The sequence below is a fragment of the Paenibacillus sp. USHLN196 genome (genome assembly GCF_037144955.1).
GTDB classification, from domain to species: Bacteria; Bacillota; Bacilli; order Paenibacillales; family Paenibacillaceae; genus Paenibacillus; species Paenibacillus xylanexedens_C.
The window spans coordinates 590867-604851 of the sequence record NZ_JBBCYH010000001.1 but is presented as its reverse complement, the minus strand read 5'-3'; the positions used below and the strand labels follow the sequence as shown (position 1 = coordinate 604851).

Below are 13985 nucleotides of genomic sequence, written 5' to 3'. Positions count from 1 at the left end.
GGTGTATTGAAATGGAATAGGATTCGTATATATTTGGAGGTTTCCGCGTTGTCAAAAACGAGAAGATTTACGATACGCTCCAAAATTCTCTTGGGCTATCTTGTTGTTGTGGTTTTATTTGGTGCTGTCTTGCTGGTTCTTACGGCCCAAATTAATGTCTTGCAGAAGGAAAATGATTTTATCAGTCATCATGATCTGGAAGTACATAATCTGACCAACGCGATTGAAAAAAATGTCTTGAACATGGAAACAGGGCAGCGTGGATTCATGATTACAGGCAATGAAAGTTACCTAGAGCCTTATTCCCAAGGCCTCTCCCAGTGGAATTCCAACTATGATCAGTTGAATGTTCTCATTAGTGACAATCCTTCACAGCAGCAGAGTCTGGAGAATATCAAAGCACATATTACACGCTGGATTGAGATCGCTGGGGAACCGTCGGTCAACTTAAAAAAGCAAGGTGATCAAGCCGAGGTTATTGCGTTCTTCCAATCTGACCCGGGTAAAACGGAAATCGATCTGCTGAGATCTCAGCTTACGACCTTCCGTAACACAGAAATTGCTCTGACGGAAGCAAGAGTAACCGATCTCGCCAGACGAAGTTCCACACTACTGACGATAATGTATACGTTATGGGGGATAATTGCAGCATTATCAGTCACCGCTGCGTTCGTAATTTCAGGCAATATTGTCAAAACGTTACGTGATGTTATGCAAACGATCAGCGATATCTCCAAAGGTGGAAACCTGAAGCAGCGAATTCAGGTGCGAACCCATGATGAAGTGGGTGACCTGGGGCATGAAACCAACAAGTTGCTGGATGAAGTGCAGGAACAGAATCGCATCAAGGATCAAATTACGGGGATTGCTACACTCTTGCAGAACCCAACCAATCTGGAGGGATTGTCACGTTTGTTCCTGAACGAACTTGCCATCCAGTTTGAAGTGCCTTATAGCGTCCTATATTACTGGAAAGACAATCGACTGTTACGGGTAGCTGCATATGCTGCGGATGGAGAGAAAGAACGTTCGCTCGGTAAAGTGTCGCTTGCCCCGGGTGAGGGACTTGTCGGACAAAGCGCTGTGGAGAAGCGAGTCTTGCGCATGAATGATCTGCCTCAAAACTATATCCGAATCTCATCTGGTCTTGGACATGCATCTGCCACATCACTTACTGTTGTGCCGGTCCTGTTCGAAGGCAGAACGATTGCGGTAATTGAACTTGCCTCAATGAATCCAATGCAAGAGAAAGACATGAAATTGATGCAAGAACTGACGGAGATTTTTGGTGTTTCACTACACTCCACCGTCACTCGTATGGAGTTACAGCATTTGTATGACGAGTCACAAGTTCTGAATGAAGAATTACAGGCACAAACGGAGAAACTTCAGGCTCAGACCGAAGAGATGCTGTCTCAGACGGAGGAGCTGCAAATGCAGACCGAAGAACTTCATATGCTTAATGATCGCCTGGAAGTACAGAAGAATGTTGCAGAGACATCAGCCAATGAACTCTCGGTTGTAGCAGATCAGCTTCGAACTAGTTCGGGGTACAAATCCGAATTCTTGGCCAACATGTCCCATGAACTGCGGACACCGCTTAACAGCATGTTGATTTTATCCGAAATATTGTCTGAAAATAAAAATCAAAACCTGAATAGTGAAGAGCAGAACTATGCTTCGGTCATTCACAAGTCAGGTAAAGACCTGCTGAGTCTGATCAATGATATTCTGGATCTATCCAAGGTGGAAGCCGGGCAGATGGAAGTGGATTTCGATGATGTCTATCTGGGTAGTCTGCCAGAAGTCATGAATCAGTATTTCTTGAAAACAGCGGAGCAGAAAAGAATAGATTTCCGAATTCAGCTCCAAAGTCCTTTGCCGGAAACGATCGTGACTGATGAGATGAGATTGCACCAGATTCTTCGAAATCTGCTCTCCAACGCATTCAAGTTCACCAGTGAGGGTGAAGTTGCCTTAACGATCTCCAGCATGAGTCTGGCTCATCCGGAAGCCAAAGGCCAAGAGACAGATGTGATTGCTTTCTCCGTTAGTGATACGGGTATCGGGATTGCAGATGACAAACTCTTGCAGATCTTCGATGCCTTCAAGCAGGCGGACGGAGCAACAGCTCGTAAATACGGGGGGACAGGGCTAGGCTTGTCCATCTCTCAATCGCTTGCGACTCTGCTGGGAGGTTCTATCTCAGCAACAAGCCGTGAAGGGCATGGCAGTGTATTCACGCTGTTCCTGCCACTGAGAATGGATGAGCCTGAGACCATGCACACATCCCGGTTGTTCCTGAATGAGGTGGCTAGCACCACTCCGGAGATCAACAAACTCCCTTCATTGACCACAGCTCCATCGGATGTGTTATTAACACCTCTGGAAGAAGCGTTGCTCAGCGGACGCCAAGTGCTTGTCGTTGATGATGATATACGTAATGTATATGCACTAGCTAACGCTCTTGAGCAATACGGCATGAATGTTATTTCAGCGCAGAACGGATACGAGTGTCTGGAACTGTTGGAACGCGGAGGAGTAACGCCTGATCTCATCATGATGGATATCATGATGCCGGAACTGGATGGCTATGAGACCACTCGACAGATCCGTGAACGGCTTGGCATGACCCAGCTTCCGATTATTGCGCTAACAGCCAAGGCCATGAAAGAGGATCGGGAAAAATGTATTGCAGCAGGCGCTTCGGACTATCTCAGCAAACCACTGAATATCAAAGAAGTATTATCCCGCATGAAATTATGGATGAATCACGAAACATTGGAGATCTGATCGTAGTTGAACTAAAAGTTATTTACACTGACACTACGATGACAGAACAACCCTCCAATCGCTGTTATCCCCAGATTTTTTCGATTCCCTTTTTTAAAGGGGAAAATCCGGGGATAAAGGCGAACGCTTCGCTTTTTCAGGTTTTTTCTGCCCTCTCCGTTATCGTGTAAATGGATTACTTCAACGTTATGTGGATCATAGTAACTTATAAAACCTATGCCGATTACAGGGAAGTGCGCTGTAATTAGGTCATGGGTTTTATTTTTTTACCGTGTAAGCTTTATTTAGAAAATTGATGTTATAATACTTAACAACAAATAAAAGTTAAACACATGAATATGGATTTAATTAGAAAAATTATGCAAAAAATTAGTTTCGGTATTCAGAATAAGATTATATCGTGTTATATATATGGGAGGTAGTGTCCATGCAACTTACCGTTAAAGAGGCTTTACAGGTATACCCGTTGTCAGAGGCCAAACTGGTTGCTGGTGGAGAAGGGACTTCACGGATGATGAAATCCGTTAATGTCATGGACGCTCCTGATATCGCGGATTGGATCAAATCCGGAGAGATGCTGTTCACCACCGCTTTTATTATGAAAGATAGTGAGACGGATGCATTACGTTTGATGCGACGCTTGAATGAACGCGGCTGTGCAGGACTCGGCATCAAGCTGGGACGTTTCTGGCAGTCCATTCCCCAAGGTATTGTCGAGGAAGCTGATCGACTTCGATTGCCGCTCCTTGAACTTCCCTTTCAATTTACCTTCTCCGACCAGATGAATGCCTTGTTCAAGGCTGAGCATGAACGCAGTAACCGATTGCTGCATGAGGTCGTGCAGAAGCAAAAGAAATTAATGCAGTTTGCGCTGCAACAGCAGCCCCACCGGAATGTGTTTGCCGAACTTGCCACAGTGTTGAACTATCCGCTTGCAGTCATTGGTTCTCGTGGACATGTGCTCTATGGCAGTGAAGGCATTGCAGGGGATGCGGTAACTCAGGGATGGCCATGGAAATCCGTCATGCATCGAGTGAAATGGAATCAAGGAAGCTGTCACCGCGTACCGATTAAGCAAAATGATGAAGAATACGGATCATTGCTTGTATTTACGGATTCAGCCCTATCGCTTCGAGCAGAAGAAGAATTGTTCCAGCAGGCTGCCGATGTACTGGCCTTCTATATGGATATGACCTATCGTGAGCACATTAATCCGACCGTGCAGGATGAGATGCGCACACTGCTTACACAGTATTTGGATAACAAAATGACCGTTCAGGAATTAACCACCATGAGTGAGAACAAAGGTGTCCATCTGTTCCAGGGAACCTATCAGTGTGTGCTGATCACGCTTGAACCCACTGTATTTGCCGAGGGAAAGCTACTTAAACAGATTCATCGCGAATTGCAATACAATCCGCTGATGCAATTCACGGCCTCACAGCATTTTCAGATCGAGGATGGCATTCTGTCGATCTACACCTGTCCAACAGGGCGAGATTATGGAGAAGAGCTGTCCAGTTTTCTGCTGAGCCGGTTCGGTGATGTTCTGGCAGCACAAGAAGCGAAAGGAGCACCGGCTCCACGCTTCTGGATCAGCAAAATGAAACATGAGCCCAAATCGCTCCGTGAAGCATACCAGGAGTGCCTGGATACACGACAACTGGCTCGTCGGTTCGGCATGAAAGACCGTGCGTTGCAATTTGAAATGCTCGAATTTGCCTATGTGTTCCAACACGTACCGGATAACATCATGGAGAACTACTGTAATAAAGTACTTGAACCGTTACTTGCCAGGGACGGTGACCCCAATCAGGTATTGATGAATACATTGGAGTCCTTTATCGAGAATGATGGACTGATCAATGAAGCTGCCAAGCAACTGTTTGTGCATCGCAACACGGTCACTTATCGGATGGAGAAAGTCGGCAGCTTGCTGCAAATGGACTTTAAGAAAACGAATGACCTTCTTAAGTTAAAGCTGGTATTTACCTTCCGCAAGTTCGTGCGGGACAAAGCAGCTGCAAGACCACACAATGTCCAACTCTAAACCACACATTGTGCAACATGACAATGCTACCGAGTTAGACCCCCAGGAACCGCATTCCCTTGATGGAGTGCGGTTTCTTTATGTTTGAGGATAACGAAAGATGTCCTTGCCGTGCATAGCAAACAAATCGCAACTCTGATGTTATGTTATATTACAAAATTGCGTAAATATTGTTGTCGCGACATTGAACGGCACTTAGAATGAAGAACAATAATCCACAACAGACCGGAGGTTCTAACATGAGCGACTTAATTAAACTTGTTAACAACTGGTCTATCACACAGTTCGTGCATACGTTTGGCGGCTTATTTGAGGAATCACCGTGGGTAGCTGAGCGTTCCGGGCTTTCACGACCTTTCGATTCGTTTGAACAGATGATGCATGTGATGACGAGTGTGGTTCAGGCATCGGATGACCAGGTGAAATTGCAACTGCTTCGAAATCACCCGGATCTTGGGGCACGAATCAGCATGAGCAGCAATTCCGTACAGGAACAAGCTGGTGCAGGGCTAAATTCACTTTCACAGGAACAATTCAACGAACTTCAACAATTAAACAAAGCATATACAAGCCAATTTGGCTTTCCATTCATATTGGCCGTCAAAGGCCATACCGCAAGTTCCATCCTCGAATCCATGCGGCAACGTCATCGCCGAGGCAGGGAAGAAGAATTCGAGACTGCCTTAAAGGAAGTATTCAAAATTGCAGGTATTCGCTTGGAGCAGTGGCTCGCACAGATCGGTCATGAACATGAGTTCGTGAGCAAGGCAGCCGCAGTGCAGCAGCGGACCATGTATTACGGCAAAGGGGATGTGTGGATGTATCGTTCCTACGCCAAGCCGCTGACGGGCATACAGTCGATCCCGGAATCTCCGTTCATGGGACGCAGTAATATTCTGTTTGGATTAAACATTAAGGTTGCTGTGCAGGGCGATGAATTCTTACCTTCTTTTGCAGAAGGGGATAATTCGCTGGTGGTGGCAACCGATTCAATGAAAAACTTCATTCTCACACATGCAGCGGAATACACAGGGGCAACGGTGGAAGGATTTCTTGCACTGGTAAGTCGGCGTTTTCTGGAGACGTATCCGCAGATGACCAAGGTTCAGATGACAGCGGACCAGATTCCTTTTGAAGATATACCGATTGGATTGGAAGGAAGCTATCGACCGAGTGCGCTCGTATTTCGTTATTCGCAGAACGATCGCGCGACAGCTGCCGTGGAAGCAGAACGAACCAGTGGCTTGATTGAACTGAGCAACCATTTCAGTGGTGTAGCCGATCTGAGACTAATCAAGGTCAAAGGCAGTGAATTTGCCGGATTCATGCAGGATGAATATACCACTCTTCCAGAGACAAGGGATCGACCGTTATTTATATTCCTGAACATCAATTGGCGTTATGAAAATCCGAGGGATGGCATCGACGATCAGCGCGGACGGTATGTGGCGGCGGAACAAGTCAGAGATTTGGCTGCTGCTGTATTTCATGAGTGTCGATCCGCTTCTATTCAACATCTGATCTATCAGATTGGACGAAGATTGTTAATTCGATTTGAGCAGTTAAGTGAGGTTTCATTTGAATCCAACAATCGGACCTGGGAGACGGTGCTGGAGGAAGTAAAAGAGGGGGAAGGCAAAGTGTTTACCGAGCCGAGACCGCCATACGGATTCCAGGGTTTCTCGATGACAAGAGATGATCTGGGAGCAGACGGCCGTGATTCCTCGAAAGAAGGTGACGTCTAATGTCGATATCTGGCGGACGAATTACAACACATGTCCTGGATACATCCAAAGGCGTCCCTGCTGCGGGTGTTCGGATCGAACTGTATATCCTGAAGAGGGATGGAGAGCAGGAAATCAAGATAAAAGTTGCTGAGTCGGTAACAAATGCGGATGGGCGTTTGGATGCGCCGCTGCTGGATGGAGGCAAGTTGGAGCAAGCGATATATGAGCTTCAATTCCATGTCGAGAGTTATTACGCACAGCGTTCGTTGGAAGAGTTGGGGCAGGCACTGTGGACGGTCGTTCCAATTCGTTTTGCCGTATCTGATGCATCAAGCCATTACCATATTCCGTTATTGATTGCTCCAGGAGGTTACAGTACATACCGGGGAAGCTGAAAATGCACACATCCGGTTCTGATTCAGGGGAGGGTCATCCACATGACAACATTTGATACCATCATTCGGGGGGCCCGGGTGGTGCTGAAAGATCGCGTAGAAGAACTGGATATCGGCATTACTGGTGAGAAAATAACAGCGATATCCACGCAGCTCGCCGCTGGCGAAGCGACTCGGATCATTGAAGCTGATGGCCTTACGGCTATGCCGGGCGTGGTGGACATTCATGTGCATTTCAATGAACCCGGACTCGCCAGTTGGGAGGGATTTAGGTCTGGATCGGCATCTCTTGCCGCCGGGGGAATCACGACCTACGTCGATATGCCACTTAACGGCGTACCACCAACCACACGGCCGGAAGCATGGGAGATGAAAAAGAAAGCAGCCGCAGACCAATCCTATGTCGATTATGCGTTCTGGGGAGGCTTGGTTCCCGGCAATCGTGATGAACTTGCTCCACTGGCAGGGTTGGGTGCTGCCGGATTCAAGGCATTTATGTCCGAGCCGGGTGGAGAAGGGGAAGACATTTTTGCGAGAGCTGATGACCGTACACTGCTGGACGGGATGCATGAAATTGCAAAATTAAACCGTGTGCTGGCACTTCATGCAGAGGACGAAGGCATCGTTGCCGAACTCGCTGCGAGAAGCATTGCGGAGGGAAAGACTGAACCGATGGATTATATCCGGTCCCGTCCTGTTGAAGCTGAAGTCGTCGCGGTTGCCCGGGCGTTGAAGTATAGTGAACTGACCGGTTGTGCGCTGCATTTTGTGCATATTAGCACCCGGGAAGCGCTGGACTTGATTGCAGCGGCAAAACGACGTGGGCAAGACGTCACTTCGGAGACGTGTCCTCACTATCTGACACTGACCGATCAGGATGTGGTCCGATTGGGAGCTGTAGCAAAATGTGCTCCACCTCTTCGCAGCTCCTCCGAACAGGAGCAGTTATGGGATGCACTGACGTCAGGATTAATTGATGTTATTGCTTCAGACCATTCTCCATGTCCGCCATCCATGAAACTATCCGATAATTTTTTTGAAATCTGGGGCGGTATATCCGGAGCACAAAGCACATTGTTGATCATGCTGGAGGACGGACATCTTCAGCGCAATATCGACCTCCCGTTGCTCGGAAGAGTGCTCTCCTTGCAACCTGCCAGAAGGCTTGGTCTGGAGAGCAAAGGAGAGATTGCGATTGGCAAGGATGCAGATCTGGTCCTGATTGACTGGGAGAAGAGCACAACCCTGAACACGGAGGATTTGCTCTATATGCATAAACAGAGCCCCTATGTGGGACGTACATTTAACTGTTGCATTACAGACGTGTTCTGCCGTGGGCAGGAGGTATATAACTCGGAATCCGGATTATCTCCTGAACCTATCGGGCGGCACATCGTAGCCTACTCCTCAAGTCCCATCGAGGTGGGAACGGAGGAGACGCCATGACAGAGTCTGGAGTATACCGATCATCCGGTACGAATAATCCGCCTATTCCTTGGCCGAATGTGGAACAGGTGGAGCTGCAAGCCATGCTTGACTGGCTCTCGACATATGGTGCGGATGCACAGGGTGGCGTTACAAGACTGTTATATGACTCGGCTTGGTGTGAAGCACAGCACGCCCTCGCAGCCAAGATGCAGGAGAAAGGGCTGTCTCCCGAGTTTGACCAGTCTGGTAATCTATATGGCACATTGAAGGGCGAGGGCAAGGAATCAACAACTGGTGCAGAAGCATTACCGATTGTGACCGGATCACATATTGATACTGTGGTGCACGGCGGTAAATATGATGGTGCATACGGTGTGGTGGCGGGAGTCCTTGCATTGGAGTATTTACAGAAGCATTTTGGAGCACCGAAACGCACACTTCAAGTGGTATCCCTATGTGAGGAAGAAGGAAGTCGTTTCCCTTTCGCGTATTGGGGTTCGCGCAGTATAACAGGAATGACAGTTCTCGAGGACGTAGAGCATTTGAAGGATCAAGACGGCATTACTTTTGCACAAGCGATCCGTGATGCGGGCTTTGGACCCGATAGTGCATATAGACCTGCCGCGAAAAATTACGGTGCCTTTATTGAGCTTCACATTGAGCAAGGTCAGGTTCTGGAACGTCTTGGACATTCAATTGGAGTCGTATCCGACATTGTAGGTCAGAAGCGGTTCAGTATCACCGTAAGCGGGGAAGCGAATCACGCAGGAACGACGCCGATGTCCTGGCGCAAAGACGCACTTGCCGGAGCTGCCGAGATGATTACTGCGGTAAGAGGTATCGCATTGAATGCAGGCGAACCGCTCGTAGCCACGGTTGGGCGAATCACGGCCGATCCGGGTGTTGGGAACGTGGTTGCAGCCCGGGCGGTGTTTTCACTGGATATTCGTCATATCCGGCAGGAGAGTATTGATCGCTGCTGGCAGGATATGCTCCAGGCTTTTAGTCGAATCGCAGCCGAGCAGCAGCTCGGACTGGACTGGGAAGAACATCTATCTGTCACACCCATCCCCATGAATGCGCAGATGATCTCGGACATTCAAAACATCTGTGAGCAGGAGCAATTGTCCTACTGGCCCATGCCAAGCGGTGCCGGACATGATTCGCAGATTTTTCAGCCGGCTTGTCCGACAGCGATGATCTTTGTGCCGAGCCAGGATGGTATTAGTCATAATCCACTTGAATATACAGCTGAAGCAGATCTGATGCACGGTTTTCGGGTTCTGGTCCAGCTACTCTATAAATACGGTTACGGGAGTTGAATGAAGATGTCCAACTATAAAGAGTTATCTCCGTCCTTGCGGACCATTATGACCCCGGGCCCCGTTGAGGTTGATCCGCGTGTGCTAAGAGCATTATCCTTTCCGATCCTGGGTCAGTTTGACCCGGAGTTCACATCTTTGATGAATGAGACAATGGCGATGCTGCGTGAGCTATATATGACAGATAACGAGTGGTGTTATCCAGTAGATGGCACATCCCGTTCAGGCATTGAAGCCGTGTTGGTCAGTCTGATTCAGCCCGGTGACAAAGTTCTCGTCCCGATCTATGGGCGATTCGGACATCTGCTGGTTGAGATCTCGGAACGCTGTGGTGCGGAGGTCGTCTTCTTCGAAACGGAATGGGGAACGGTATTTGATCCGGAAGAAGTGATCAAGGCGATCCATACCCATAAACCGAGTCTGGTTGCGATGGTTCACGGTGAAACTTCCACGGGGCAGATGCAGCCCCTTGCCGAGATTGGCAAAGCCTGTCGCGAACTCGATATATTACTCGTTGTAGATGCTGTGGCGACCATCGGTGGCACGCCCGTGAAGACGGATGCCTGGCATCTGGATGCGGTGATGGGCGGCACCCAGAAATGCCTGTCTGTTCCTTCGGGGATGGCACCTCTCACGTACAACAGTCGTGTGGAGCAGAAACTGATGAGCCGTAAAACAGTTGAACGCGGACTGCGAGATGCAACCAGTGCACGGGCAGAAGGCCGCACGATTGCCAGTAATTATTTTGACCTGAGCCAATTGCAGGATTACTGGAGTTCAGCACGGTTGAACCACCATACGGAGGCCACCTCCATGCTCTACGGTCTTCACGAAGGATTGCGCATTCTGCTGCAGGAAGGATTGGAGGCCAGATTCCAGAGACATCTTGTGAATGAACGTGCGTTGGTCGCCGGAATTGAGGGAATGGGACTGCAATTGTATGGGGATATGTCCAGTAAACTTCCGGTGGTTACTTGTATCACGATTCCGGAGGGGATCGATGGTGAGTCGGTGCGCAGCATGTTGCTGAGCGATTTCGGCATTGAGATTGCCAGTTCATTCGGCCCGTTGAAAGGGCAAATCTGGCGGATCGGTACAATGGGATTCAGTTGCCAGCGCAAGAACGTACTTCATGTGCTCGGAGCGCTGGAAGCTGTTCTATTACGTCATCGTCATGTACTACCTGCCGGTGAAGCAGTGCAGGCCGCATTGGATGTGTATGCAGGGAAGGAGGGTGCCTTATGTTAAACCAGATGCCAATCTCCAGAGAGGTCATGGTCACCTCTCCTCATTATCTGGCGAGTGCAGTTGGAAGTTCTATCCTCCAGCAGGGCGGGAATGCTTATGATGCTGCTGTTGCGGTCAGTGCAGCTCTGGGTGTGGTATATCCGCATATGACTGGACTTGGAGGGGATGCCTTCTTCCTGATTCATGATGGAGCCAGCGGTGAGATTACCGCTTATAACGGAAGTGGCCGCTCAGCCGCAGGCATTCATGCCGATACGTTCAAAGCGATGGGCATGAGTGCCATCCCCCAGCGTGGTGTGCTTAGTGCCATTACGGTCCCTGGAATGGTGGATGCCTGGTGGGAAGTCTGGTCCCGGTACGGTAAGTTACCGTGGGAGCAACTGCTTGAACCCGCAGCACAGTATGCGGAAAAAGGATGCCCTGTATCCCGAAATCTCCGCCTGTGGATGGAAAGGGATGAAGATCTCATTATGGGGCATACACCGCTGCGAGCGGTATTTGCCCCGTTGGGTACACTTTTGCAGGAAGGCGATCTATTGATTCAGCTTGAACTCGCTACCTCCATTCGTCTGATTCAGACGGGGGGAAGAGACTCTTTTTATACAGGAGAGCTTGCGGATCGTCTGACTTCGGCTATTCGTGAGGATGGGGGCATGCTTGCACCGGCGGACTTTGCAGGTCATCGTGGCGAGTGGGTGAAACCCGTTAGCACGGGGTATCGTGGCTATGAAGTTCATCAGATGCCGCCCAACTCACAGGGATTCTCGATGCTGATGATGTTAAATATGCTGGAGCATACGGATCTATCCTCTGTAGCACGTACCTCACCTGAATTCTATCATCTGATGGCGGAAGTGGTGAAAAAGGCGTTTCGGGATCGTGACCGTTATCTGACAGACCCGGATTTCAGGGACATTCCGCTGGATCATCTGTTATCCAAGGGTTATGGAGACCAATTGTGGAATGAGATTCAGTCTGCTCCACCTGTGGCACAGCCATTTTTGTCCAAAACGATAGGTCAGGACACGGCATATGCAGCGGTTGTCGATAGCGAAGGCAATGCCGTTTCGTTCATTCAAAGCCTGTATTTCGACTTCGGTGCCGCCTATGTTCCAGGAGATACGGGAGTCATTATGCAAAATCGGGGATCTTTTTTCTCCTTAGATCCGAGAGATGCCAACGTACTGGAACCGAACAAACGCTCATTCCACACCCTGATGCCGGGCCTCGTTACACGAGATGGCAAACCTTATATGCTCGTGGGCACGCAGGGCGGAGAAGGCCAGCCGCAGACGCAATTATCGGTGCTTACCGGAGTGCTTGATTACGGGCTCAACATCCAGGAAGCGATCAGCCTGCCACGTTGGGTGTACGGACGTACCTGGGGTGAAGAAGGCGATACGATGCGTGTGGAGAACCGATATCATGATGACGTATGTGCAACCCTTGCCCAGTGGGGACATAACGTTGAAGCCAGAGCGCCGTGGGACGGGATAATGGGACAGTCGCAAGGCATTGTCATTCGGGAGGACGGCATGATTAGCGGCGCAGCAGATCCTAGAGGCGATGGTATGGCTATCGGATGGTAACAGACAGCGATCGGAAGGTTAGTCTGTCATCGGAGGGCAAGTGTAAATATCTATGAGTTGAACGATACAGACAGACACAGATAGGGGAGATTGGCATGGGAACAATCCTGCTGAAGGGCGCACAGCTTGTGACGATGAATGCAGAAGAGGAAGTGTTCATCGGAGATCTGTTGATTGAGGATAACAAAATTAAGGAGATTGCAACACACATCGACGTTCAAGCTGATCAAGTCATTGATGCTCGCGGTAAAGTGTTGTTGCCAGGCTTTATCCAGACGCATATTCATCTGTGTCAGACCTTGTTCCGTGGACGTGCGGATGATCTGGAACTGATGGATTGGCTCCGTCAGCGCATCTGGCCACTGGAAGCAGCGCATGATGAGGAGTCTGTATATTATTCTGCGATGCTTGGACTTGGCGAATTGATCTCCAGCGGAACGACGACCATTCTGGATATGGAGACGGTACATCACACGGACTCGGCGTTTCAGGCGATGGCACAGAGCGGCATCCGGGTCATCTCCGGCAAGGTGATGATGGATCATGGAGACGAGGTTCCAGAACCCCTGCGTGAGAATACAGCAACTTCATTGCAACAGAGTGTGGATCTGCTGGAGAAATGGAACGGATTTGGCGGCGGACGCATTCAATATGCTTTCTGTCCACGCTTCGTTGTATCGTGTACCGAGGAATTACTGATAGAAGTGCGCGACCTGTCCAATAAATATCATGTCAAAGTTCACACCCATGCCTCCGAGAATCGCGGAGAGATCGAACTGGTCGAACACGAACGCGGGATGCGCAACATTGTATACCTCGATCATATCGGTCTGGCTACCCCCAGATTGGTGCTGGCACACTGTGTATGGCTGAGTGAGGAAGAGAAGGAGATCATCCGCAAGCGCGGTGTCAAAGTCACTCACTGCCCTGGATCGAATATGAAACTTTCCTCCGGGGTAGCTGATATTCCAGATCTGCTGAATCGTCAGATCGCGGTTGGGATTGGTGCCGATGGTGCCGCGTGCAACAACAATCTGGATATGTTTCAGGAAATGCGCCTCACAGCTCTGATGCAGAAGATTCCTCATGGTCCAACAGTGATGGATGCCCGGACTGTATTGCGCATGGCTACCATGGGTGGTGCAGAGGTGCTCGGCATGTCGAAGGAAATCGGCAGTCTCGAAGTGGGCAAAAAGGCAGATATGCTGCTGCTGGATCTGGATGATTTCCACACGTACCCTTCCTATGAGACGGATGTCTATTCCCGCGTAGTGTATTCCGCAACACGTAGCTGTGTGGATACCGTTATTATTGACGGAAGTATCGTGCTCAAGAATCGTAAGATTCAGACGATTGATCGTGGCATTGTGCTTCGTGAGTCGGATAAGAGCATTGCGAGATTGATGAAACGTATCTGATCGAAGGAAGCTTAT

9 protein-coding genes are annotated in these 13985 nt (G+C 49.3%); all 9 read left to right on the top strand.

What is annotated here, in order from left to right:
- The first annotated feature begins 48 nt into the window (after positions 1–48).
- The 9 genes from WFI24_RS02555 to WFI24_RS02515 all read left to right on the top strand — a co-directional run bounded on the left by WFI24_RS02555 (position 49) and on the right by WFI24_RS02515 (position 13970).
- Positions 49–2793 carry a CHASE3 domain-containing protein gene (locus WFI24_RS02555; protein ID WP_336758506.1) on the top strand — a complete coding sequence of 915 codons (2745 nt, stop codon included), beginning with the start codon at positions 49–51 and terminating at the stop codon, positions 2791–2793.
- 427 nt (positions 2794–3220) lie between these two features.
- On the top strand, positions 3221–4843 hold the full coding sequence (locus WFI24_RS02550; protein ID WP_336758504.1) for a PucR family transcriptional regulator: 1623 nt from the start codon (positions 3221–3223) through the stop codon (positions 4841–4843).
- A gap of 239 nt (positions 4844–5082) precedes the next feature.
- Entirely contained in the window at positions 5083–6588 is a 1506-nt protein-coding gene (gene pucL / locus WFI24_RS02545) for a factor-independent urate hydroxylase (protein ID WP_336758503.1), read from the top strand.
- Positions 6588–6965: a hydroxyisourate hydrolase gene (gene uraH / locus WFI24_RS02540; RefSeq protein WP_336758501.1), complete on the top strand. Its 378-nt coding sequence runs from the start codon at positions 6588–6590 to the stop codon at positions 6963–6965. Before pucL ends, uraH begins: the two co-directional genes overlap by 1 nt.
- A 42-nt stretch (positions 6966–7007) precedes the next feature.
- A complete protein-coding gene (gene allB / locus WFI24_RS02535; RefSeq protein WP_336758499.1) occupies positions 7008–8411 on the top strand; it encodes an allantoinase AllB in 1404 nt (467 codons plus the stop codon).
- A complete protein-coding gene (locus WFI24_RS02530) occupies positions 8408–9715 on the top strand; it encodes a Zn-dependent hydrolase (protein WP_336758497.1) in 1308 nt (435 codons plus the stop codon). Before allB ends, WFI24_RS02530 begins: the two co-directional genes overlap by 4 nt.
- Before the next feature lie 6 nt (positions 9716–9721).
- Positions 9722–10963, top strand: coding sequence for a pyridoxal-phosphate-dependent aminotransferase family protein (locus WFI24_RS02525; protein ID WP_336758495.1), 1242 nt, complete (start codon positions 9722–9724; stop codon positions 10961–10963).
- Positions 10957–12552 carry a gamma-glutamyltransferase gene (ggt, locus tag WFI24_RS02520; RefSeq protein WP_336758494.1) on the top strand — a complete coding sequence of 532 codons (1596 nt, stop codon included), beginning with the start codon at positions 10957–10959 and terminating at the stop codon, positions 12550–12552. The genes WFI24_RS02525 and ggt overlap by 7 nt, the downstream gene beginning before the upstream one ends.
- 95 nt (positions 12553–12647) lie before the next feature.
- Positions 12648–13970 carry a 5'-deoxyadenosine deaminase gene (locus WFI24_RS02515; protein WP_145321903.1) on the top strand — a complete coding sequence of 441 codons (1323 nt, stop codon included), beginning with the start codon at positions 12648–12650 and terminating at the stop codon, positions 13968–13970.
- Positions 13971–13985: the final 15 nt, after the last annotated feature.

What these genes read in the sequence shown, in the direction of transcription:
- WFI24_RS02525 (WP_336758495.1), top strand. Translation starts at nt 9,722, where the DNA reads ATGTCCAACTATAAAGAGTTATCTCCGTCCTTGCGGACCATTATGACC.
- ggt (WP_336758494.1), top strand. Translation starts at nt 10,957, where the DNA reads ATGTTAAACCAGATGCCAATCTCCAGAGAGGTCATGGTCACCTCTCCT.
- pucL (WP_336758503.1), top strand. Translation starts at nt 5,083, where the DNA reads ATGAGCGACTTAATTAAACTTGTTAACAACTGGTCTATCACACAGTTC.
- allB (WP_336758499.1), top strand. Translation starts at nt 7,008, where the DNA reads ATGACAACATTTGATACCATCATTCGGGGGGCCCGGGTGGTGCTGAAA.
- uraH (WP_336758501.1), top strand. Translation starts at nt 6,588, where the DNA reads ATGTCGATATCTGGCGGACGAATTACAACACATGTCCTGGATACATCC.
- WFI24_RS02530 (WP_336758497.1), top strand. Translation starts at nt 8,408, where the DNA reads ATGACAGAGTCTGGAGTATACCGATCATCCGGTACGAATAATCCGCCT.
- WFI24_RS02515 (WP_145321903.1), top strand. Translation starts at nt 12,648, where the DNA reads ATGGGAACAATCCTGCTGAAGGGCGCACAGCTTGTGACGATGAATGCA.
- WFI24_RS02550 (WP_336758504.1), top strand. Translation starts at nt 3,221, where the DNA reads ATGCAACTTACCGTTAAAGAGGCTTTACAGGTATACCCGTTGTCAGAG.